Consider the following 22,319-nt stretch of genomic DNA (forward strand, 5'->3'; position numbering starts at 1 on the left):
GTGGGTGGTGTCAGGTACTGCAGGTACTGCTGAAAAACGGCCGATCAATCAGGCGCCGGCCGGAAACCGTTCCGCCAGCCACGCCGGCGGCGCATGCAGGGCCAGCCTGGGGCCCGCCTGCAACAGCGCGTTGGACAGATCCCGCTGAACCAGGCCCGGCAGATTGCGGACAATGGCCAGCAGCGGTTCCAGCGACACGCCGGTCTGCACGCCCATGCACGCGAACATGTGGACCAATTCTTCGGTATTGACGTTGCCGCTGGCACCCGGCGCATAAGGACATCCGCCCAGGCCGCCCGCCGCCGCGTCAAAGCGGGTGATGCCGGTCTGCCAGGCCGCGATGGCGTTGGCGAGCGCCATGCCGCGCGTGTTGTGCAAGTGAACGGTCAGCGGCGTGGCCGGCAGGCGGGCGGCAGCCTGTTCGCACAGCGCCCCCACTTGCGTCGGAAACGCCATGCCCGTCGTGTCGCACAGCGTGATGCCGGCAGCGCCCGCATCGACCAGCCGCGCGGCCAGGTCCAGCACCACGTCCGCAGGCACGTCGCCATCGAAAGGACAGCCGAAGGCGGTCGACAAGGACACGTTGCAAGGCGCGCCGGCGTTCGCCGCGGCAGCCAGCACCTGCGACAGCTCGGCAAACGACTGGTCACGCGTCATGCGCAGGTTGGCGCGGTTATGCGTCTCGCTGCACGACATGACCAGGTTCATTTCGTCGGTGCCGGCTTCCAGCGCGCGCTCCAGCCCGCGCACGTTGGGCACCAGCGCGGTGTAGATCACGCCGGGACGGCGGCGGATGCGGCGCATGACGTCGACGGCGTCGGCCAGGGCGGGAATGGCCTTGGGCGACGTGAAGCTGGTGACCTCGATGCGTGCGAAGCCGCAATCGGACAGCGCGTCCACGAAGGCGACCTTGTCGTCGGTGGACACCAGGGTCTTTTCGATCTGCAGGCCGTCGCGCGGGCCGACCTCGTTGATCTCGATGCGGTCGGGTCCGTAGTTCATGCAATCACTCCCTTGGCGCGCAGCGCGGCGCGCTGTGCTTCGGTCAGGCCAGCGGACGCCAGCACCGCGTCGGTGTGTTCGCCCAGCGTCGGCGCGCGTTCGCGCACTGCGCCGGGGTTGGACGACAGATACGGGAAGACCGCGGGCATCTCGACCTGCACGCCCGCGGCCGATTCCATCGACGTGATGGCGTTGCGGGCGCGGTAGTGCGGGTCCTTGGCAATATCGGCCACGGAATAGATGCGGCCGGCCGGCACGCCCGCTTCCAGCATCGCGGCCAGCACGTCGTCGATCTGGCGTTGCTGCGTCCACGCACCGATGGCGGCGTCGATCTCGTCCACGCGGCGCGCCCGTCCGTCGTTGTGCGCCAGCGCCGGATCCTGCCCCAGGTCGTCACGGCCGATGCGTGCCATCAAGCGCGTGTAGATGGCGTCGCCATTGCCGGCGATGAGCACATAGCCGTCCTGGCAGGGATAGGCATTGGAGGGCGCGATGCCGGGCAGCGACGCGCCGGCAGGCTCGCGGACCGCGCCGAACACCGAATACTCGGGCAGCAGGCTCTCGCTGAGATTGAAAAGGCTTTCATACAGCGCGGTGTCGATCACCTGCCCCACACCGCCCCGCGCATCGCGCTGGTACAGCGCCAGCATCACGCCCAGCGCGCCGTGCAGGCCGGCGATGGTGTCGCCCAGCGACAATCCGGCGCGCACCGGCGCGCGGCCCGGCTCGCCGTTCAGGTAGCGCAGGCCCGCCATGGCTTCGCCAATCGCGGCAAAGCCCGGTTCGCGCGCCTTCGGGCCGGTCTGGCCGTAGCCCGAGATGCGCAACATGATGAGGCGCGGATTCAGTTCGTGCAGCGCCTCCCACGACAGGCCCCACTTTTCCAGCGTGCCGGGGCGGAAATTCTCGATCAGCACGTCGGCCTCGCGCGCCAGCAGGCGCACGATGTCCTGGCCTTCCTGCTGGCGCAGGTCCACGCAGACCGACTGCTTGTTGCGCGACTGCGCCTCCCACCACACCGACGTGCCCTCGTGCAGAAGGCGCCATTTGCGCAGCGGATCGCCCTGGCCCGGCGGCTCGATCTTGATGACCTGCGCGCCAAAGTCGGCCAGGGTCTTGGCCGCAAAAGGCCCTGCGATGAGTTGTCCCAGTTCCAGCACACGAATGCCGGCAAGAATCTGCCCTGCCATATCGCCTCCCAGGCGCGTCCTACGGTAATGATGGGCGGCAGTGTGCGCGCAAAACGTCAGGATGCGGAATGGACAATCGGGGAAAGGGGCATTCCCGGAACGAGAAACCCCGGGCTAACCCTCAGCGCTCGCCGCGCAGATGGGCCAGCAGCAGCCGCGCGGCCACGGTGAGCGTGTCGGCGTCGCGCACGCCCAGCAGCAGCCAGCGGCGCGCCCATTCGTCGGTCAGCGGAATCAGGCGGATCGGCATGGACCGCGCGTGCGGCTCGGCGGCAATGCGCGGCAGGATGCCCACGCCGCGCGTGGCCGCCACCATGCGGCAGATGGCGTCAAAGCTGCGCACCTGAATGCGCAGCCGCATCGCCCGGCCCATTCGGCCGCTTTCCTCGGACAGGCGCGTGGCCAGCGATGTCGCGGGCGGCAGGCCCACGTAGTCGTAGGCCAGCGTGTCCGCGAAGGCGACCTGCGGTTCGGCCGCGAGCGGGTGGCGTTGCGGCACGATCAGCACCAGTTCGTCCAGGCGGTACGGGAAGGTGGCCAGGCCATCTGCCGGCGTGCGATCGGCAAACACGCCGATGTCCGCGCGGTTCTCCAGCACGGCGGTGACGATGTCGATACTGTTCTGCTCTTCCAGGTCGATCCGCACTGCGGGGTGCTCGTCCATGAAGGCGGCCAGGTCCTCGGGCAGGAACTGCGTCAGCGACGAGGTGTTGGCGGCGATCCGCACCTGCCCGCGCACCCCTTGCGCGAAGTCCGACAGCGCGCCGGCCATCTGTTCCACTTCCTGCAGCACGCGCAGCGCGTGCGCGAGGCACGTCTGGCCGGCGTCGGTCAGTTCCACGCCGGCGGCATTGCGGTACAGCAGGGGCGACCCCAGCGCCGCTTCCAGGTCGGAGATCCGCTTGCTGGCCGCGCCCACCGCCAGATGCGACTGGCGCGCGCCGGCCGAGATGCTTCCCTGGCGAGCCACGGAGACAAACAGGGCGAGCGTGACGAGGTCGATCCGGGCAACGTTCATGAAAAAGGACTACAGCACAGGGAAACCGGGCTGAAACTATAGCCGCAGGTAAGCGGGATAAATGTGTCCCTATTTTAGTCCTTCTGACCGGCTCCGCGCGGGCAAGCCTGCCACTACAATCCCGCCTATGAATACGAATACCCCCACGAACACCCCCGCCAGCCCCCCTGCAGACACCGCCGCAGACGCGTCCGCCAAGCCCGCCGTGAGCCCTGCCGCCGCGCCCGCCGCTGCGCCCGCCGCCGTCTCGGCCGAAACGCAGGCGGCGCTGGCCAGCGCCGCCTATGCGCCCAACAGCCCCGGCGCCACCCACATCCGCAGCTTCGTGCACCGTCGCGGCCACATCACGCAGGGCCAGCTCGCCGCGCTGGAGCGCCTGATGGGCCAATGGTCCATTCCCTACGCCCCCCGCCGCCTGGATCCGGCCGCCGCCTTCGGACGGCAGGCCCCGACGGTGCTGGAGATCGGCTTCGGCATGGGCGAGACCACCGAAAAGATCGCCCTCGCCCGGCCTGACGACAACTTCCTGGGCGTGGAAGTCTTCAACGCCGGCGTCGGTTCGCTGCTGCGCCGCATCGAAGACTCCAGCATCCAGAACCTGCGCATCATCCAGCACGACGCCGTGGAGGTCGTGCGCGACATGATCGCCCCGGATTCCCTGGCCGGCGTGCACATCTACTTCCCGGACCCCTGGCCCAAGAAGCGCCATCACAAGCGCCGCCTGATCCAGCCCGCGTTCATCTCGCTGCTCGCCAGCCGCATCGCTCCCGGCGGCTACATCCACTGCGCCACCGACTGGGAAGATTACGCGGTGCAGATGCTGGAAGTGCTGAGCGGCGAGCCGCTCTTGAAGAACACCGCGGACGGTTACGCGCCGCGCCCCGACTACCGCCCCCTCACCAAATTCGAGACACGCGGCCTGCGCCTGGGCCACGGCGTCTGGGACCTGATCTTCAAGCGAGCCGCCTGATGCTCTATCCGCCGATCGAACCCTACCGTCAAGGCATGCTGGACACCGGAGACGGACACCAGATCTATTGGGAAATGTGCGGCAACCCCAACGGCAAGCCCGCCGTCTTCCTGCATGGCGGGCCCGGCAGCGGCTGCTCGCCGGTGCACCGGCAGTTGTTCGATCCGCAACGCTACAACGTGCTGCTCTTTGATCAGCGCGGTTGCGGCCGTTCGCATCCCCACGCCAGCCTGGACAACAACACCACGTGGCATCTGGTCGCCGACATCGAGCGCCTGCGCGAAGAAGTCATGGGCGCGGACAAGTGGCTGGTGTTTGGCGGCTCGTGGGGGTCGACGCTGGCGCTGGCGTATTCCGAGACGCACCCGGCGCGCACCAGCGAGCTGGTGCTGCGCGGCATCTTCGGGCTGCGGCGCGCCGAGATCCAGTGGTTCTACCAGGAAGGCGCATCGTGGCTGTTTCCCGACCGCTGGGAAGGGTACCTGGCGCCGATCCCCGAAGCCGAGCGCGGCGACCTGGTCGCGGCGTACCACAAGCGCCTGACGGGCAGCGACCCCGCCGAGCAACTGCGTGCCGCCAAGGCCTGGAGCAAATGGGAAGACAGCACCATCACGCTGCTGCCCAGCCCGCGCCACCAGCAAAGCCATGCCGCCGACCGCGCGGCGCTGGCTTTTGCGCGCATCGAGAACCACTATTTCTTCAACGCCGGCTTCATGGAAGAAGGCCAGCTGATCCGCGACGCGCACAAGCTGCGCGGCATCCCGGGCACCATCGTGCAAGGCCGCTACGACGTGTGCACGCCCGCGCGCACCGCGTGGGACCTGCATCGCGCGTGGCCCGAGGCGCACTTTCATCTGGTGCCCGATGCCGGCCATGCCTTCGACGAACCCGGCACGCTGGCGCGCCTGATCGCCGCCACCGACGACTACGCCAAACAGTGAGGACCCCTGTCATGCACATCACCCTGAACGGAGACGCCCGCGAGTTCCCGCTGGACACGACGGTGAACGAACTGCTCGACACGCTGGGCTATGCCGGCAAGCGCGTGGCCGTCGAACGCAACGGCGAAATCGTGCCAAAGAGCCAGCACGCGCAGACGACGTTGTCCGACGGCGACCAGATCGAAATCGTCGTGGCGGTGGGCGGCGGCTGACCGCTATGTTTGCAGCGCTTCGGCGCCGCATCGCACGTCACCTTGAAGGCCGCTGACACACAGCGGCCTTTTTGCATGCCGCCCCGCGCATGAGGCGGCGTACATCCGCGGATACCAACGTCCTGCGAAGGTGCCAGCATTGTTGCGTAGTCTGGCAAGAGGCTAGCAACCTGTTACACCGCGCCCTCTCGTCGTACGGCAAATGTGCGAGTCATAATCGTTTCTGTCGCGCCGCCCTGCCCCCGGCAGGCGCCTTTGGAGCACGCAGGTTTTCTCACCGCAACATCGATAAAAGGAAACACTATGGGTCTGCTCAATTTCATCAAGGACGTTGGAGAAAAGCTCTTCGGCGCCAGCGAGGCCAAGGCCGCGACGGCGGAAGAATTGAAGAAAGAGCTCGATAAGCACGGCCTGAACGCGGATGGCCTGCAAATCACGGTGGACGGCGACAAGGTCACGGTCGCCGGTCAGGCGTTGAGCACGGAAGAGGCCGAGAAGATTTCGCTGGCGCTGGGCAACACCGTGGGCGTGGCCGCGGTGGACAACCAGTTGCAGGTCAAGCAGGCCACGCCGGAAGCCAAGATGTACACCGTGCAAAAGGGCGACAACCTGTGGAAGATCGCCGAAGCGCAATACGGCAAGGGCCAGGGCGCCAAGAACACGCTGATCTTCGAAGCCAACAAGCCCATGCTCACCAGCCCCGACAAGATCTACCCGGGCCAGGTGCTGCGCATCCCGCCGCTGTCGTAAGCGGCCCGCATTCCGACAATCCGGGGGACACCCATGCGTTCCCCGGCTTGTGTCGCGGCGCGGCGCCCCCTGCCCGCCGCGATTGCTTGGCCAGACGCAACGTCTGGCCATTTTTTTACTTCATTCCAAAACGGCCCAAGCCCTTCATGCCGCCCATGGCGCGCATCATCTTGGCCATGCCGCCCTTTTTCATCTGCTTCATCATGCCCTGCATCTGCTCGAACTGAGCCAGCAGGCGGTTGACCTCTTGGACCGGCACGCCGGAGCCGGCCGCGATGCGGCGCTTGCGCGAGGCCTTGATGAGTTCGGGCTTGGCGCGTTCGGCGGCCGTCATGGAATTCAGGATGCCTTCGGTGCGGCGAAGCTGCTTTTCAGCCTGGCCGCCCTGCAACTGGCCCGCAGCCTGCTGGAACTGGGCGGGCAGCTTTTCAAGCAGCGAGCCCATGTCGCCCAGCTTTTTCACCTGGCCGAGCTGGTCGCGGAAGTCGTTCAGGTCGAACTTGTTGCCCGACTTGATCTTGGACGCAAGCTTCTGCGCCTCGGCGATGTCGATGTTCTTCTGCGCCTGTTCAACCAGCGAGACGATGTCGCCCATGCCCAGCACGCGCTGCGCCATGCGGTCCGGATAGAAGGGCTCCAGGCCATCCAGCTTTTCCGACACGCCGACGAACTTGAGCGGCTTGCCCGTCACGTGGCGCACCGACAGGGCCGCACCGCCGCGGGCATCGCCGTCCAGCTTGGTCAGGACGACGCCGGTCAGCGGCAGCGCTTCGGCAAAGGCGCGCGCGGTGTTGACCGCGTCCTGGCCCTGCATCGCGTCCACCACGAACAGCGTTTCCACCGGCTTGACCAGGTCATGCAGCGCGCGGATTTCGCGCATCATGGCCTCGTCGATACCCAGACGGCCGGCCGTATCCAGGATCAGCACGTCGTAATGATGGCGGCGGGCGTGATCCACGGCGCCGCGCGCGATGTCTTCGGGCTTCTGGCTGGGGTCGGAAGGCAGGAAATCCACGCCGACCTGCGCGGCCACGCTCTTCAACTGGTCGATAGCGGCCGGACGATAGACGTCGGCGGACACCACCAGCACTTTTTTCTTGCCGGTCTTGCGGCCGTGCTGGGTATGCTGGCCCTCGGTGAGCCAGCGCGCCAGCTTACCGGTGGTGGTGGTCTTGCCGGCGCCCTGCAAGCCCGCCATCAGGATCACGGCTGGCGGCTGGACGGCGAGCGACAGTTCGTTGGCGTCGGCGCCCAGGTCGCCGCCCATGAGGGCGGTCAGTTCCTTGTGGACGACGCCGACCAGCGCTTGGCCCGGGCTGAGGCTGCCGGCGACTTCTTCGCCCAGCGCCTTTTCCTTCACCCGCGCGACAAAGTCGCGAACGACCGGCAGCGCGACGTCGGCTTCCAGGAGCGCCATGCGCACTTCGCGCAGCATCTCCTGCGTGTTGGCCTCGGTAAGGCGGGCTTCCCCGCGCAGCGTCTTGACGACACGCGACAGGCGTTGAGTTAGGTTATCGAGCATGAGAGGCGTTTCCGCTTAAACTAGTCGATTGAACGGTGGCCGCAGGCGCGGATTCTGCGCTTTCGGGTGACGTGCACCCCAAAGGCCCCATCCAGACAACGGTTTCTATGTCACTAGGCATTGTATTTCACACGGCGGCTGCCTTGGCGTACGCAGTGCTCGGGGGGTCGCTCTGGATCCGCCTGGCCGGCGCCAAGGAAGTGGAACAGACCGGCAAAATTGCCCGTCTGTGCCTGCTGGGCGCCCTGGTTCTCCATGGAATCGGGCTGCAACAATCGATGCTGGGCGCCCAGCATCTGTTCATCGGATGGGCGCTTGCCCTGTCCGCCGCCGTCTGGCTGGGCATGGTGGTGTTCTGGGTGGAAAGCCTGCTCGTGCGCATCGACGGCCTGCAGTTGCTGCTACTGCCCGCCGCCGCCATCGCCAGCGGCCTGGCCGCCATCTTCCCGAAAGGGCAATTCGTGCCGCATGCCAACGACGCCTGGCTGCGCGTGCACCTCCTGATCGCCCTGGCGGCCTACGGGCTCATCACCATCGCGGCCCTGCACGCCATGATGATGGCTCTCCTGGACCGCCACCTGCACCGGCCCCTGGACGCGCCGGCCGAACGCAGCATCATCGGGCGCGTGCTCGATTCCCAACCGCCGCTGCTGGTGCAGGAGCAACTGCTTTTCCGCATCATCTGGATCGGGTTCGTCGTACTGACGCTGGCGGTGGGCTCGGGCTCGATCGCCTCCATGAAGCTGACCGGCAAGATCCTGCCGTTCGACCACAAGACCGTTTTCACACTGCTGTCCTGGCTGACCTTCGGGGTCTTGCTGGCCGGGCGGCACATCTGGGGCTGGCGCGGCCGCGTCGCCCTGCGCTGGACCCTGACGGGTTTCGGGTTTTTGATTCTGGCCTACACCGGCAGCCGGTTCGTGCTGGAAATGATTCTGCATCGAGGCTGACGTGGGCAAGATGCTTTTCTGGATCGTTCTGATCATCCTGGTCCTGTTGGTTGCCCGCGTCGCCGGCCGCATGGCCGCGCAGCGGCAGGCCGGCCCGAAGAAAAAGGCGCAGGCCGACGCAGCACCGCCCACCCTGGAATCCATGGTGCGCTGCGCCCATTGCGGCATCCATCTGCCCCGCTCCGAGGCCTTGCTGCAAAACGGCCAGACCTGGTGCAGCGCCGACCACGCGCGCCTGGGTCCGGCCAAGCGCTGAGCCCCCTTTCGAGCGGGCGGGCCAAGTGGCCGGATAGGGCAATCGGCGGGCCCACGGCATAATGGGCGCCGGAATCCTCACTCGCTCCCTCCCTATGCCTTTGCTCCTGGATCGACATGGCTGGCTGGCGCCGGCTCCGGGCGTTTCCCTCTTGCGCTCGCCCAACTGCGACACGCGCCCCGCGGGCGCGCAGGTCTCGCTGCTGGTCCTGCACAACATCAGCCTGCCGCCGGGCAAGTTCGGCGGCCCCGAAGTCGCGGGCCTGTTCCTGAACTCGCTCGACTACGGCTCGCATCCCTGGCTGGAACGCCTGCGCGGGCTGCGCGTGTCCGCGCACTTTTTCATTCGCCGCGACGGCGGCATCATGCAATTCGTCTCCACGGACCGGCGCGCCTGGCACGCCGGCGTGTCGCGCTTTGCGGGACGCGAGCGCTGCAACGATTTTTCCCTCGGCATCGAACTGGAAGGCACGGACACGCTGCCCTACACTGACGAGCAGTACGCGTCGCTGCGCAAGCTGACCCACACGCTGCGTTCGCGCTATCCCCTGGTGGCCGCCCAGGGACACGAACATATCGCCCCGGGGCGCAAGACCGACCCCGGGCCGGCATTCGACTGGACGCGCTTCGGGCGCGACAGCGGCTTTGCGCGGCGGCACCTGCCGCCGGCCTGACCCTTGAAAGGATTGGCTATGTTGAAGATCTGGGGACGCCTGACATCCGTCAACGTTCAAAAAGTAATGCTGGCCGTACGCGAGCTGGCGCTCCCGCACACCTTTGTCCAGGCAGGCGGCCCCTACGGCGTGGTCGACACCGACGATTACGCGGCAAAGCTCAATCCCAATCGCCTGGTGCCGGTCATCGACGACGGCGGCTTCATCCTTTGGGAATCCAATGCCATCGTGCGCTACCTGGCGGCACGCTACGGCGTGGGCACGCTGTGGCCCGAGGATGTCTGCCTGCGCGCCGACGCGGACCGCTGGATGGACTGGCAGGCGACCGAATGGCAGCCGGCCATGGTGCCGGCATTTCTGGGCCTGATCCGCACGCCCGAAGACAAGCGCGACAAGTCCGCCATCGAGAAATCCGTCCAGCGCTCGAACGCGCGCGCCCTGATCCTGGACCAGGCCCTGCAGGGCCGCGAGTTCATCGTGGGCCGTCATCTCACGATGGGCGACATCGCGCTGGTCGCGGCCGCCCATCGATGGCTCGCCATGCCAATTGAGCGGCCCGATACGCCCGCGCTATCGGCGTGGTACCGGCGGGTCATGATGCGCCCGGCCCCGCAAGGCGTGCTGACCTTGCCGCTGGCGTAATCGCGCAGGCTACTCCACCCAGGGCGTCTGGGCCCAGATCTGCCGCAGGCGCGCATCGTCGCCCTTCAGGCGCTCCTGCCACTGCGGCCCGTCCACGTAGTCCATTTCCGTGAACTGCTGCTTCATCTGGGTCTGGAACGCCGGATTGGCCGCCACCTTGCCCAGCGCCTGCCGCAGTTTTTCCGACACGTCGGCGGGCAGGCCCTTGGGTCCGACGATGCCGCGTTCCGAGGCAAACACCAGGTTCACGCCCAATTCCTTGAACGTGGGCACATCCGGGCCCAGCGGCGACCGCTTTTCGCTGGCCTGCGCCAACACCCGCATATTCTTGCCGTTGTAGGGCATGACCTCGCCCAGATTCAGGCCGCCAATGACGGTATGCCCCCCCAGCACCGAGCTGCGCAACGGTCCCGCGCCGTTGTACGGAACGTGATTGAGCTTGGTGCCCGTCTGCGCCTGGAACAACACCAGCGCCAGATGATCGTCGGTGCCCACGCCCGTCGATCCATAACTCACCGCATCCGGCCGTTCCTTGGCGGCGGCGATCAACGCCTGCAAGGTCTTGTACGGGCTGTCGCTGGCCACGCTGAACGCGCTGGGATCACGGACCAGGTTGGCCAGGTACGTGAAGTCATCGCCGGTGAAGCCCGCCTGACGCTCGATCGGCAGCGACACCAGCCCCGGCATGTTTGTCATCGCCAGCGTGTAGCCGTCCGGCTTGGCGCGCGCCACGTAGGACAGGGCGATCGCGCTGGACGCGCCCGGCTTGTTCTGGACAACGACGGTCGTGCCCAGTTCCTTTTCCAGGAAGACGGCCAAGGCACGGGCCGTCAGGTCGGTGCCGCCACCGGGCGCAAACCCGACCACCAGTTCGATGGGCCGGTCGGGCCAGGCCCATGCCGGCAAAGCGGCGCAAAGGCCGGCAACGGACAGCGCGGCGCGCGCGAGGGTCTTGCTCATCAGCAACATTTTCTTGTCTCCAGTTGTTATGTCATTGGGCCGGAAGGCCGTCATTGAAATGGTGCGCGCCGTCGTGGCGCGCTACGCCAAGACGCGATCTGCCGAGGCAGACAGCACCTTGCCGGGATTCATCAGCCCTTGCGGGTCCAGGGCATGCTTGATGCGCCGCATCAGGTCCAGTTCCACCGAACTCTTGTATCGCTCCAGGTCGAGCACCCTGCGTTGGCCGATTCCCTGCTCGGCGCTGATAGACCCGCCGGCCTCGTGCACGCGGTCGTGGACGAGCCGCTGGATCGCCGATTCCGGCACGCCCTGCGGCGGCAGCAGGTTGTAATGCAGATTGCCGTCGCCCAGATGGCCGAACACGCGCATGCTCACGCCGGGAAACGCCGTGGCCAAGGCATGGTCGGTGGCCCGCACAAAGGCAGGGATGCGTGAGGCGGGCAGCGAGATGTCATGTTTGACACACGCGCTGGCCTTGGCCAGCGCCAGGGTGATGCTCTCGCGCAGGTGCCAGAATGCGGCGCTTTGCGCGCCGGACACCGACACTGCCGCATCCAGCGCCTCGCCGGCCTCCAGCGCGGCCGCCAGCACGGCCTCCAGCCGCGTCTGCGCGTGCGTTTCGTCCTCGCTGTCCGATAGCTCCAGCAGCGCGCACCATGCGTCCGCCGGCAGATCGGCAAATGGCAGGCGCTGCTGCGGGAAAGCCTGGACCACGTCACGCAGGCACGCCGCCGACATCACTTCAAATGCAGTCAGTCCGGCGCCAAAGCCCGCGCGGGCGCGTTGCAGCAATTGCAGGGCCTGCTCAAGGCTGGCGACCGCGATCAACGCGGTTCGCTGCGCGACCGGCAGCGGAAACACCTTGAACACCGCCGCGGTGATGATGCCCAACGTGCCCTCGCTGCCGATGTACAGATCGCGCAAGTCGTAGCCCGTGTTGTCCTTGCGAAGGCCGCGCAGGCCGTGCCAGATCTCGCCCTGCGGGGTGACGACTTCCAGTCCCAGCGCAAGCTCGCGCGCGTTCCCGTAACGCAGCACCTGCGTGCCGCCCGCGTTGGTGGCCAGATTGCCGCCAATGGTGCAGCTTCCTTGCGCCCCCAGCGATAGCGGGAAGAGCCGGCCCGCCTGGCGCGCAGACGCCTGCACCGACTGCAGCACACAACCCGCTTCGACCGTGATGGTGTCGTTGTCCAGATCCAGGGCACGCACCCGGTTCATGCGCGCCAGCGACAGCACCACGGCAGAACCGCTGACGTCCGGCGTGGCGGCTGCCACCTGTCCGGTATTACCGCCTTGCGGGACGATCGGGACCCCGGCTGCCGCGCACAGACGCACGACTTGCGCGACTTCGCCGGTATCGCCCGGCCGCAACACCGCCATGGCCCGGCCCGTCACGGCCTGGCGCCAATCGGTCAAATAGGGCTGGGCATCCGCGCCCGTCAGCACGTTCGCCTCGCCCAGGCAGGCCGTCAACGCCGCCCGCAGCGCAGCCGGGGTCATGCCTGCATCTCCCGGTCGGCGATCGGCGTGAGCAGCGCGCCGCTGCGCAGAAACGCTGCGACATTATCGAAGACCAGATCCGCCATCGCGGCCCGCGTCTCGTGCGTGGCGCTGCCCGCATGCGGCATCAGGGAAACCTGGTCCAGATCGGCAAAATCGGCGGCATCGGTGGGCTCCTGCTCCAGCACATCCAGGCCGGCGCCGCCCAGTTCGCCCGAGCGCAACGCCGCCAGCGCCGCCGCCTGGTCCACGACGCTGCCGCGCGCGATGTTGACCAGAATCCCTCGCGGGCCCAGCGCGCGAATGACGGGCGCATCGACCAGATGCCGCGTGGCGGCCCCGCCCACGCAGGCCACCACCAGAAAGTCGGCCCACGCGGCCAGGCCCACCAGGGATGCTTCGTAGGGGTATGGCGACTGCGGCCTGGGGCTTCGATTGTGATAGCGCACCTGCATGTCGAAGCCCGCGCCCCGGCGGGCGATCGCCTCACCGATGCGGCCAAGTCCCAGGATGCCGAGCCGCTTGCCCGATACGCGGGTCGCAACCGGAAATTGCCCAATGGCGCGCCACTGGCCCGTCTTCACGTAGCGGTCGCCCACGGCGGTACGCCGGGCCGCCGAAAGCATCAGCGCCCACGCCAGATCGGCGACGCAGTCGTCCAGCACGTCGGGGGTGACGCTGATCCCGATGCGCCGGTTGGCGGCGGCGCGCAGGTCCAGGGTGTCGTAACCCACCCCCCAGCTGCACACGGCCTGCAGATTCGGCAACGCGTCGAACATCGGCTGCGTGAATCCATGCCGGACAGACGTCACCGCGACCCGCGGCCTCGCCAATTCGTCGCCAAACGCCGCCAGGCCCAGCGGCTCCCGCCAGGCCTGCAGGACACGGTAATGGGCGGCCAGACGCGCATCGAACGCGGCGCCCAGCGATGCGACCTGCACCACCTCGTAGCGGGCAGTCACGCACGGCCTCCGGCGCTGGCGGGAATGTAGTTGGCCGCGGCGGCGGCCTCAGCAAATGACAGGCCGTCCCGAATGCCGCGCTCCACCCGCTCATCCACCTCCAGCGCGTGCTTTGCCGCCGCCAGCACATCCTGCAACCGCGCGCGCGGCACGACGACGAGCCCGGTGTCGTCGCCAACGACGAGATCGCCCTCGGCGACCTGCACGCCGCCGATGGTGACGGGATCGCCCATGGCCTGCAGGCGCAGGCGTGTCTTGCCGGTCAACGGGGTGACATGGCGGCTTGCCAGCCACAGTCCGGTCGCACGGATTTCATCGACGTCGCGGCAGGCGCCATCGATGACGACAGCGGTTGCCTGGCGCCGCGAGGCGGCCAACGAGGCAATGCCGCCAAAGGTGGAAATGCAGGTCCCCCCGGCGTCCACCATCAGCACGCGCCCGGGACCTGTGGCGGCCACCAGGCGTCCCACCGCGAAATCGGCGCGGTCGAAATCTCCCAGGCCGCCCCAGACGTGGCGCGCGGTGGCGGCAAAGCCAGCGATACGGCCTTACCCGCCCCGGCGCTCAATGCCCTGCACCACGCCGGCAATGCCCAGCGTATCCATCGCATCGGCCCAGGTGCTGGTGCCGATGGCGGCGCAGCGCGCCAGCAGTTCTTGATCGTTGTCGCTCATTCAGTAGGTTCTCCCGTCGGTATCGACCGTGCAGCCGCTCAGTCGATCTGTGCGCCGGAGAGCTTGACGCCCTCGGCCCACCGCTTGGCCTCGTCGTTGATGAAGGCCTGGAATTGCTGGGGCGAGCTGTTGTTCACATCGCCGCCCATCTCCTGCAGTCTCTTGGTCATTTCAGGCGTGGCCACGACGCGGGCGACATCCTGGTAGATCTTCTCGCGCAGGGCGTCCGGCATGCTGGCCGGCGCGAAAAGGCCAAACCAGGTCGCGGCTTCGAAGTTCTTCATGCCCGCCTCGGCCATCGTCGGGACCTGCGCGATGGCCTCGACACGGCGCGGATGCGCCAACGCGATGGCATTGAGCTTGCCCGACTGGATATGGGGCAACGCGGCCGACAACGTGACGAAGGCCATCTGCACCTGTCCGCCTATCAGGTCGGTCAGCATCGGCGCATCGCCGCGGTACGGCACATGGACCAGCTTGATGCCCGTCCTGGCCTTGAACAGTTCGCCCGTCAGGTGCTGCGGCGTGCCGTTGCCGGTGGACGCCAGGCTCAACCCCTGCGGCGCGGCCTTGCCGTACTTGATCAGATCGTCCAGGGTCTTGACCGGCAGCGAGGGCGAGGTCACGAGCACCAGCGGAATCGTGGACGTGAGCGTCAGCGGCGCGAAATCCTTCAAGGGATCGTAGTTGAGCTTCTTGTACAGGCTGGCGCTGATGGTGTGGGCGGCCGTCGTCATGTAGAGCGTGTAGCCGTCGCCGGGCGAACGCGCCACCTGCTCGGCGGCCACCGTGGTGCCCGCGCCTGGCCGGTTGTTGACGATGACCTGCTGCCCCCATGCGGCCGGCAGCTTCTCCGCGATCAGGCGCGCGATGACGTCCGTGGCGCCGCCGGCTGGATACGGCACCACCAGTGTCACGGGCTTGTCGGGATAGCCCGCCGCCTGCGCCGCAGCCCCACCCAACGCCAGCCCCATGCCGATGGCCACGCCGGCAATGCAATGTCGCAACTTCATTGTCCTGTCTCCTGTGGATGTCGTTATCGTGACTACTGAAGTACGTACTGCCCGCCCCGGCGCTCTATGGCGCCGTGAGCGCATTCCTCCTTACGGCGTCTGCACGGCCTCCTGCGCCTCCCGCCAGGCCAGCAGCCGGTTCACGCCCTCCGCCATGCCGACCCGGGGTTGCCAGCCGATATGCTGGCCGGCCAGGTCATGCGGGATGTGGAAGGCGCCGCCCGACGTCAGGCGCACCGTGCCGGGCGGATCCGGCTTGATTTCGGGCTGCAGGTCGCTCTTGCAGTAGTCCAGCACCAGCCGCACCAGTTCGCCGGTGGTGATGGGCGCCGGCCCCGACACATTCACGGCGACATCGGTGGCGGCGCTTTCAAAGGCGGCCACGTTGGCGCGCGCCACGTCCGAGACGTGCACGAAATGCTTGGTGTCCGTGCCGTCGCCCGGCAGCACGGGCCGCTCGCCCTTGCGCACGCGGTCGTAGGTTTCCATGATGTACAGGGAATTGGCGGCGCGGTAATGCTGCCGTTCGCCGTAGACCGTGGAGTAGCGCAGCACCACGTAGTCCAGCCCGGCCTTCTGGTAGTACTGGCGGCATAGCTGCTCGCCCATGATCTTGGACGCGCCATACAGGATGGCCGCGGGAGGCGCGCCCACCGAATGGAAGGGGCCGTTCTCGACCAGCGCGCCAGCAATGCCGGTGCCATAGCCATACACGGCATTGGACGACGCGAAGACGATCTTCTTCACCTTGTTGGCGCGGCAGGCCTCCAGCATGTTCTGCGCGCCCCGGATGTTCACGTCCACGGCCTGCCAGGGCGTCTGGGCAAAACCCAGCGTCATGTAGGCGGCAAGGTGCAGCACGCCGTCCACGCCCTCGGTGGCGGTCAGCAGATCGGGCAGGCGCATCAGGTCGCCGCGCACCACTTTCACGCGGGGGTTGTCCTGCAGATGCGCGATCGCCTCTGGCGTGCCGAACGCGAAGTTATCCAGCAGAATGACCTCCTTGACGCCGGCCGCCAGCAGCGCGTCGGCCGTGTGGGATCCCACCAGGCTGGCCGCGCCGGCAATCAGGATGCGCGCGTCGGCCAGGGACAGCGCCGCGCCTTGTTTCTTTTCAGTCGTCATGTTTGTTCAAAGTCCCATCGGTTTGTCGTGCATGCCCCAGTACAGGCTCTTGACCTGGCTGTAGAGGCGCAGGCCGTGCAGGCCCTTCTCGCGCCCGATGCCGCTGGCCTTGAAGCCGCCGAACGGGGTCGCGATATGCGATTGCTTGTAGGTGTTGATCCAGATGGAGCCGGCCTCGATCTCACGCGCCACGCGCCAGGCGCGGGCGTAGTCGCCGGTCCACATGCCCGCGGCCAGGCCGAAGGCGGTGTCGTTGGCCTGCTGGACCACATCGTCCTCGTCCGCGAACGGCAGCGCCACCAGCACCGGTCCAAAGATTTCTTCCTGGCACACGCGGGCGCCGTTGCCCAGCCCATCGATCACGGTCGGCAGGTAGAACCATCCGTTGGCCAGTTCGGCCTGCGTGGGCGCCGCGCCGCCGACCAGGACTTTCCCACCCTCGGCACGGCCGATGTCCACATAGCCCGCCACCTTGTCCCGATGCGCGCGAGAGACCAGCGGCCCCATCTGCGTGGATGAATCGTCGGGCAGGCCGACGCGGACCTGCCGCGTGCGCTCCACCAGCGCCTGCATGAAACGCCCATATATGGACTTCTGCACGAACAGACGCGACCCCGCCACGCAGCTCTGGCCGGCCGAACCGAAAATGCCCGACACCACGCCTGCCACCGCGCGATCCAGGTCGGCATCGTCAAACACGATATGCGGTGACTTGCCGCCCAGTTCCAGTCCGACCGGAATCAGGCGCTGGCCCGCAATGCCGCCAATGGCGCGGCCGGTTTCGGTACCCCCGGTGAACGACACCATGCGCACGCCGGGATGCTTGACCAGCGCCGCGCCCACATCTTCGCCATGGCCGGGCAGGACGGTCAGCAGACCTTCCGGCAGCCCCGCCTCGGCGCAGATGCGGGCCAGTTCCAGCGCCAATTGCGGCGTTTCCTCGGACGGCTTGATCAGCACCGCGTTGCCCGCGGCCAGCGCGGGCGCGGCCTTCTGCGCTTCGTTCATGATCGGCGAGTTCCAGGGCGTGATGGCCGCGATCACGCCAAAGGGCTCGGCCAAGGCCATGGAGAAGTATTCCCCGCGCGGCGACGTCATCTCGTTCTGCCACGTCTCGCACACGGCGGCGTAATAGCGGAAATGCCCGGCCGCGCTGTCGACCATGTTCAGGCATTCCTTGTAGGGCTTGCCGCTGTCCAGCATCTGCAGGCGCGCCAACGGCTCGCGCTCGGCGGACAGGCGGCGCCCGATTTCGTACAGCGTGGCGGCGCGCTGGTCGGGACGCAGCTTGCGCCAGGGCTTGTTTTGATAAGCGTCCCAGGCGACGGCAACAGCGGTGTCAACGTCCTGCGGCAGCGCGCGCGTGACGATGCCGGCGATGCTACCGTCGGCCGGGTTGATGGAGGTGATGACGGCGTCGCCGTCTTGGCTCTGGCGCCAGTTGGCGCCCAGCCGGAAGGGCTTGTGGCTCGATGCGTCCATAACGTCTATGAATCCGGAGGGCTTCGGTAGACGTCATCATCGTCCGGTCAATTATTAGACACAAATAGATATTTCTTCACTATTATTAGCCGATGGCTATCAATATCAAATACCGGCCGCTCAAGGCCTTTTTGCTCGCGGTGGACACCGGCTCCTTCACCCACGCGGCCAATCACCTCGGCGTGACGCAACCTTCGTTCACCGCCCTGATCCAGGACCTTGAAGAAGTGCTCGGCCTGCGGTTGTTCGAACGCACCACGCGCAGCATCAGCCTGACCTCGGCCGGGCAGGACTTTTATGCTCGCGTGCAGCGGCCCATTGCCGACCTCGAAGAGGCCTACCGCAGCCTGGCGGATCTGGCTGCCGTGCGGCGCGGCAATGTGGCGTTGGGCGCCCTGCCCTCGGCCGCTCTGACACTTCTGCCCGCCGCCACCGGCACGCTGCGCCAGGCGCATCCGGCGCTGAAGGTGCGTGTGGTCGAGGCCCACAACGACGAACTGGTTGCCCTCTTGCGCACCAACCAGATCGAGTTCGCCGTGGCCGCGCAGGCCGAGCCGGCGTCCGACCTGACGTTCACCCCCTTGGGCGAGGACTGCTTTTGCGCCGTCTTTCCCGCAGGCCACCCGCTGGGCGAGGCGCCAGGGATGCTGCACTGGCGCGACGTGCTGCGCTACGACCTGATCCTGCTCTCGCAGGGGTCCCATGCGCGCCAGCAATTCGACCGCGCCGTGCGCGATGAGGTCGGGGCGCCGACCACCGCGCTGCGCTACGACGTCACGCACATGGGCACGGCGGCCGGCATGGTGCGCCAGGGACTCGGCGTCAGTGTGCTGCCGCGGCTGGCGCTGCCAGAGCTGAACCTGTCCGGCCTTCTCTGCACGCCCCTCTGCGACGCGTCGGCGCGCCGCTATATCGGCGTGCTGCATCGCCGCGACCGCACGCTGTCGCCGGCCGCGCAGGCGCTGGTCGAGCAACTGGAGACGGCGATGGCCCACATCCAGCAGCGACTGTTGCCATTGCCCCCGATCACCGCCGACGCCTGAAAGAACTCGACAACTGCGCCACGATCCGTGACGGCTGACCGACAAATTGCAACATTCGCGGGGCGGGATCCATGTAAATATTTAAAGCCGTCGTCAGGCGCACACCGCGGCGACACAGGCCAAACGCCTCCATCCATGCATCGTTCCCGCCAGATGACTGATGCGTTGGGGGCACCAGGAAGGAGACTTGCTTGACTTGCCCGCCGCCAGAATTCGCAAGCCACACTGCGCTGCATGAAGCGCAACGCCAGATCCTGCTTTCATCGGCGTCCGGCACGCCGGCCAAGGCATGCCTGGAGGCGCTTACCGATGCCGTCGGCCGCTTGCTTCCCGACGCACGCGCCTGCGTCATTCTGGCCGGCGCGGGCCGCACCACCGTGGACGACGGATACTCTTCGCAATTGCCTGCCGAGTTCGCCGCGGGCCTGCGCGGACAATCGATCGATCAGGCGCTCTTCGCGCCGGGCCTTGCCGCGCGGTGTGACCAGCCAACGGGATGCCTCGATATCGAGGACGCGGCGATGTGGGCAGCGCCGTGGCAATCCCTTTGCGCGCAACATGGTATCCGGGCCTGCCACGCCCAGCCCGCACAGGCTGCCGATGGTGCGCCCGTCGGCTGGTTTCTATTGTTTCTGCCTCAGGCTGCTGCGTTGAGCACCTGGGAGCAGCGTGTCGCGGAGTTCGGCGCGTTGGCCGCCAGCATCGTGGTCGAACGGGACCGCGCGGCCGCGCATCTTCGGCATGAAGTCCACGCCCTGGCCAGACTGCAGGCGCTGAGCGCCGAACTCGTTGGCCCCGGGGAATTCGAACCGCTTCTGAAAAAAATCCTCGCCGCCGCTGCCGACATTTCCGGCACCGAGAAAGGCAACATCCAGATCTACGACCCCGCCAAGAACACGCTGCGCATTGCCGTGCACCAGGGCCTGAGTGCACGCCTGGTCGAGCATTTCGCGGAAGACGGCTGGGTCGCAAGCTGCGCCGAGGCTGCCCAGAACCTGGAACGGCTGGTTGTGCCCGACGTGGAACTGCTGACAGACCTGCAAGGCACCGAGGGGCTCGAGATCGTCATGGAGGACAACATCCGGTCGATCCAATGCACACCGCTGCTCAGCCGCAGCGGCCAGCTGCTCGGCATGCTCAACAACCATTACACGTGGCCCGGCGGCCCCATCCCGGAGGCCCTGCGCTACATCGATCTGCTCGCGCGGCAGGCCGCCGAACTGCTCGAACGTCATATCGCGGAATCGGAACTGGCGCGTGAACGGCGGCACAAGGACGAATTCCTGGCGGTGCTGGCGCATGAGTTGCGCAATCCGCTTGCCGCCCTGCGCAACATGCTCGAAGTGCTCAAGCGCGCCGAGCGCGATCCCGCCATGACGGCACGCGCCCGCGAAGTCATGGACCGCCAGTTGCGCCAACTGGTCAGGCTGGTCGACGACCTGCTCGACGTCAACCGCATCAACCGCGGCAAGCTCGAGCTTCGCCTCACCGCCCTCACGCTGGACTCGGTCCTGCAGCACGCCATCGAGGCTTGCCGCCCCGCCTTGGAACAACACGGGCACCGGCTGAGGCTGGTGCAGCCCGACGCGCAGATCACGCTGCAGGGCGACGCCGAGCGCCTGACGCAAGTCTTCGGCAACCTGCTCTCGAACGCGGCCAAATACACGCCACCCGGCGGCGACATCGAGCTCTTCGTCGACCCGGGCCAGGACAGCGTCGACGTCACGGTCCGCGACAACGGCTCGGGCATTCCACCCGACCAGCTCGACCGGATCTTCGAGATGTTCACGCAGGTCGACCGGACACTCGAACGCGCGCAGGGCGGCCTGGGCATTGGCCTCATGCTCGTCAAGCGCCTGGTGCAAATGCATGGCGGCACGGTGCATGCCCATAGCGAAGGCCAAGGCAAAGGCAGCACATTCGTCGTCCGGCTGCCTGTCACCGGCATCCAGGCAGCCGCACCCGAGCAATCCGCCAGCGCGCTGTCGCCCATCGCGCGCAAGGTGCTGGTGGTCGACGACAACCGCGACGCGGTCGAATCCATGGTCGCCGTGCTTGCCCTGGAAGGCCACGACGTCACTGCCGCTTACGACGGCGAAGAAGCCATTGCCCTTGGCAACCAGGTCCGTCCGCAGGTGATCCTCATGGACATCGGCATGCCCGGCATGACAGGCCACGAGGCCTGCCGCCACATGCGAACCCTCGACTGGGGCGAGCACGCAACGATTCTTGCGCTAAGCGGTTGGGGCCAGGAAGAGGACCGCCGGGAGTCGATGGAAGCCGGCTTCGATGCGCATCTGGTCAAGCCGGTGGATATGGACGTGCTGCTGGAGATGCTGTCTACGATCGAGCGGCGGGGTGGTCGGGGATAGGGGCAAGCGTAGCAATCCGCGCTTCAGCGGTGAGCAGACTGCAATATTCCTCCTTGACGGTTTTCAAGGCGTTCACCGGCCGACGCCCGGCGCACGCGCGCCTGCAAATTTCGAATATTTCCTAAGTCGAAAAATCTGCCTTCGTCAGATACTTGCCGCCAATGCCTGGCAGCCGGCGGACCACGCACATACAAGCCTCGGTCGATCGCGCAGCCAAGGATTCACTCGCGGTGTCTGCGGCCCACACTGCGCCGCACGCTCCTCGACGACACGTATATGGTGTCGATGCTGCACACCTTTTGCTTCGTGTTTGTGGCAGCTGGTGTCATCTCGAATGTGAGAGCTTGGCCTCTGGTCTTCCCGTACCTCTTGTTCAGTTCGTTTTTCTTTTTGTCGATGGCCGCTTTGACTCGCCCGGGCGGCCGCATCCGGTTTAATCGCCAAGCGCAATTGGTGCAGACGGTAGATGGGGGCGGCAATGTGGTGTCCGTACCTTGGCGCGCTGTGCAACCTTTTTTCTGGCTAAGAATGCACGCCCGTGTCGGCCTCCGATTGGGATTCCCCCCACCTCCAGACAACAAGGCCAATATCTACGAGCAAGACGGCGTCTTGTGGCTTGACGGGCGCTTTGATGCCCTCGATGACATGCGTGTTCCATCCGCAGCGCTTCGCTTTGAATTCATCCGCCGGTACATGGAAGAAGGTCTCGATGCGATTCAGCCGACCGCGGATCTGCCTGCGTACAAGAAGCCCTCGGGCATGCCGCGAGATCCCTTCTTTTATTGGGTGGGATTCGGCCCGTTGATCGACCGGTGGGCAGCTCACCACGCCGCGAAATTCCAATGGCCCGACGAAGTGGAGCGGCTCTGCGCCGAAGGGGCAGACCTGTCTGCCTACGACACCACACCTGTCGCCTCAAACAAGTACATCTTCTATCGCTATGACCGTCGCGCCGGCGGGCTTTACTTGTGCGATCGCGATGGTGTCCGGCTGTCGTCGTTGTCCGGCGCAGACACGCCTGATTCCGATCAGCGCACACTCACAAATTCCCAGTAGCGC

General features: G+C 66.7%; 23 protein-coding genes. 11 read left to right on the top strand and 12 right to left on the bottom strand.

Annotated elements, in window-relative coordinates:
• Window positions 1-48: 48 nt before the first annotated feature.
• The 3 genes from H4P35_RS23875 to H4P35_RS23885 all read right to left on the bottom strand — a co-directional run bounded on the left by H4P35_RS23875 (window position 49) and on the right by H4P35_RS23885 (window position 3,210).
• Window positions 49-1,002: a hydroxymethylglutaryl-CoA lyase gene (locus H4P35_RS23875; RefSeq protein ID WP_226847231.1), complete on the bottom strand. Its 954-nt coding sequence runs from the start codon at window positions 1,000-1,002 to the stop codon at window positions 49-51.
• A complete protein-coding gene (locus H4P35_RS23880) occupies window positions 999-2,192 on the bottom strand; it encodes a CaiB/BaiF CoA-transferase family protein (protein WP_056324927.1) in 1,194 nt (397 codons plus the stop codon). The genes H4P35_RS23875 and H4P35_RS23880 overlap by 4 nt, the downstream gene beginning before the upstream one ends.
• Before the next feature lie 121 nt (window positions 2,193-2,313).
• Window positions 2,314-3,210 (bottom strand): LysR substrate-binding domain-containing protein, encoded by an 897-nt coding sequence (locus tag H4P35_RS23885; RefSeq protein ID WP_180097625.1) that lies wholly within the window; start codon window positions 3,208-3,210, stop codon window positions 2,314-2,316.
• A gap of 127 nt (window positions 3,211-3,337) precedes the next feature.
• Here H4P35_RS23885 and trmB point away from each other — a divergent pair, with 127 nt between their 5' ends.
• From trmB to lysM, 4 genes are all read left to right on the top strand, one after another.
• Complete coding sequence (trmB, locus tag H4P35_RS23890; RefSeq protein ID WP_226847232.1) at window positions 3,338-4,180, top strand: tRNA (guanosine(46)-N7)-methyltransferase TrmB; 843 nt, start codon at window positions 3,338-3,340, stop codon at window positions 4,178-4,180.
• Window positions 4,180-5,121, top strand: coding sequence for a prolyl aminopeptidase (gene pip, locus H4P35_RS23895; protein ID WP_062839872.1), 942 nt, complete (start codon window positions 4,180-4,182; stop codon window positions 5,119-5,121). Before trmB ends, pip begins: the two co-directional genes overlap by 1 nt.
• A gap of 11 nt (window positions 5,122-5,132) precedes the next feature.
• Window positions 5,133-5,333, top strand: a complete 201-nt coding sequence (gene thiS, locus H4P35_RS23900) for a sulfur carrier protein ThiS (protein WP_063954630.1) — start codon at window positions 5,133-5,135, stop codon at window positions 5,331-5,333.
• Window positions 5,334-5,636: 303 nt separating this feature from the next.
• Window positions 5,637-6,083 (top strand): peptidoglycan-binding protein LysM, encoded by a 447-nt coding sequence (gene lysM / locus H4P35_RS23905; protein ID WP_056324913.1) that lies wholly within the window; start codon window positions 5,637-5,639, stop codon window positions 6,081-6,083.
• Between the two features lie 115 nt (window positions 6,084-6,198).
• Here lysM and ffh read toward each other — a convergent pair whose 3' ends face one another.
• Window positions 6,199-7,605 carry a signal recognition particle protein gene (gene ffh / locus H4P35_RS23910; protein WP_056324911.1) on the bottom strand — a complete coding sequence of 469 codons (1,407 nt, stop codon included), beginning with the start codon at window positions 7,603-7,605 and terminating at the stop codon, window positions 6,199-6,201.
• A gap of 107 nt (window positions 7,606-7,712) precedes the next feature.
• Between ffh and H4P35_RS23915 the strand changes: the two genes are divergently transcribed.
• The 4 genes from H4P35_RS23915 (at window position 7,713) to H4P35_RS23930 (ending at window position 10,126) form a co-directional block, all read left to right on the top strand.
• Entirely contained in the window at window positions 7,713-8,555 is an 843-nt protein-coding gene (locus H4P35_RS23915; protein ID WP_226847233.1) for an inner membrane protein YpjD, read from the top strand.
• 1 nt (window position 8,556) lies between these two features.
• The gene (locus tag H4P35_RS23920) at window positions 8,557-8,811 is read left to right on the top strand and encodes a PP0621 family protein (protein ID WP_226847234.1); all 255 of its coding nucleotides are present in this window, start codon (window positions 8,557-8,559) and stop codon (window positions 8,809-8,811) included.
• Window positions 8,812-8,905: 94 nt separating this feature from the next.
• On the top strand, window positions 8,906-9,484 hold the full coding sequence (gene ampD / locus H4P35_RS23925; RefSeq protein ID WP_226847235.1) for a 1,6-anhydro-N-acetylmuramyl-L-alanine amidase AmpD: 579 nt from the start codon (window positions 8,906-8,908) through the stop codon (window positions 9,482-9,484).
• 18 nt (window positions 9,485-9,502) lie between these two features.
• Window positions 9,503-10,126 carry a glutathione S-transferase family protein gene (locus tag H4P35_RS23930; RefSeq protein WP_226847236.1) on the top strand — a complete coding sequence of 208 codons (624 nt, stop codon included), beginning with the start codon at window positions 9,503-9,505 and terminating at the stop codon, window positions 10,124-10,126.
• A gap of 9 nt (window positions 10,127-10,135) precedes the next feature.
• Here H4P35_RS23930 and H4P35_RS23935 read toward each other — a convergent pair whose 3' ends face one another.
• From H4P35_RS23935 to H4P35_RS23965, 8 genes are all read right to left on the bottom strand, one after another.
• On the bottom strand, window positions 10,136-11,086 hold the full coding sequence (locus H4P35_RS23935) for a tripartite tricarboxylate transporter substrate binding protein (protein WP_223573203.1): 951 nt from the start codon (window positions 11,084-11,086) through the stop codon (window positions 10,136-10,138).
• A gap of 81 nt (window positions 11,087-11,167) precedes the next feature.
• Window positions 11,168-12,589, bottom strand: coding sequence for an FAD-binding oxidoreductase (locus H4P35_RS23940; protein WP_226847237.1), 1,422 nt, complete (start codon window positions 12,587-12,589; stop codon window positions 11,168-11,170).
• Entirely contained in the window at window positions 12,586-13,551 is a 966-nt protein-coding gene (locus tag H4P35_RS23945) for a 2-hydroxyacid dehydrogenase (RefSeq protein WP_226847238.1), read from the bottom strand. The genes H4P35_RS23940 and H4P35_RS23945 overlap by 4 nt, the downstream gene beginning before the upstream one ends.
• Window positions 13,548-14,093 (bottom strand): RraA family protein, encoded by a 546-nt coding sequence (locus H4P35_RS23950; protein WP_226849533.1) that lies wholly within the window; start codon window positions 14,091-14,093, stop codon window positions 13,548-13,550. The genes H4P35_RS23945 and H4P35_RS23950 overlap by 4 nt, the downstream gene beginning before the upstream one ends.
• A gap of 6 nt (window positions 14,094-14,099) precedes the next feature.
• A complete protein-coding gene (locus H4P35_RS27205; protein ID WP_255616228.1) occupies window positions 14,100-14,225 on the bottom strand; it encodes a hypothetical protein in 126 nt (41 codons plus the stop codon).
• 38 nt (window positions 14,226-14,263) lie between these two features.
• The gene (locus tag H4P35_RS23955) at window positions 14,264-15,238 is read right to left on the bottom strand and encodes a tripartite tricarboxylate transporter substrate binding protein (RefSeq protein WP_152382705.1); all 975 of its coding nucleotides are present in this window, start codon (window positions 15,236-15,238) and stop codon (window positions 14,264-14,266) included.
• A 90-nt stretch (window positions 15,239-15,328) separates the two neighbouring features.
• The gene (locus tag H4P35_RS23960) at window positions 15,329-16,363 is read right to left on the bottom strand and encodes an NAD(P)-dependent oxidoreductase (RefSeq protein ID WP_128829331.1); all 1,035 of its coding nucleotides are present in this window, start codon (window positions 16,361-16,363) and stop codon (window positions 15,329-15,331) included.
• Between the two features lie 6 nt (window positions 16,364-16,369).
• Window positions 16,370-17,845: an aldehyde dehydrogenase gene (locus tag H4P35_RS23965; protein WP_226847239.1), complete on the bottom strand. Its 1,476-nt coding sequence runs from the start codon at window positions 17,843-17,845 to the stop codon at window positions 16,370-16,372.
• Between the two features lie 92 nt (window positions 17,846-17,937).
• Here H4P35_RS23965 and H4P35_RS23970 point away from each other — a divergent pair, with 92 nt between their 5' ends.
• The 3 genes from H4P35_RS23970 to H4P35_RS23980 all read left to right on the top strand — a co-directional run bounded on the left by H4P35_RS23970 (window position 17,938) and on the right by H4P35_RS23980 (window position 22,316).
• Complete coding sequence (locus tag H4P35_RS23970; RefSeq protein WP_056324879.1) at window positions 17,938-18,888, top strand: LysR family transcriptional regulator; 951 nt, start codon at window positions 17,938-17,940, stop codon at window positions 18,886-18,888.
• 191 nt (window positions 18,889-19,079) lie between these two features.
• Window positions 19,080-21,260: an ATP-binding protein gene (locus H4P35_RS23975; RefSeq protein ID WP_226847240.1), complete on the top strand. Its 2,181-nt coding sequence runs from the start codon at window positions 19,080-19,082 to the stop codon at window positions 21,258-21,260.
• Window positions 21,261-21,536: 276 nt separating this feature from the next.
• Window positions 21,537-22,316 (top strand): hypothetical protein, encoded by a 780-nt coding sequence (locus H4P35_RS23980; protein WP_226847241.1) that lies wholly within the window; start codon window positions 21,537-21,539, stop codon window positions 22,314-22,316.
• Window positions 22,317-22,319: the final 3 nt, after the last annotated feature.

Origin of the sequence: Achromobacter sp. 77, assembly GCF_020541125.1 — a bacterium.
Lineage (GTDB): Bacteria > Pseudomonadota > Gammaproteobacteria > Burkholderiales > Burkholderiaceae_B > Achromobacter > Achromobacter mucicolens.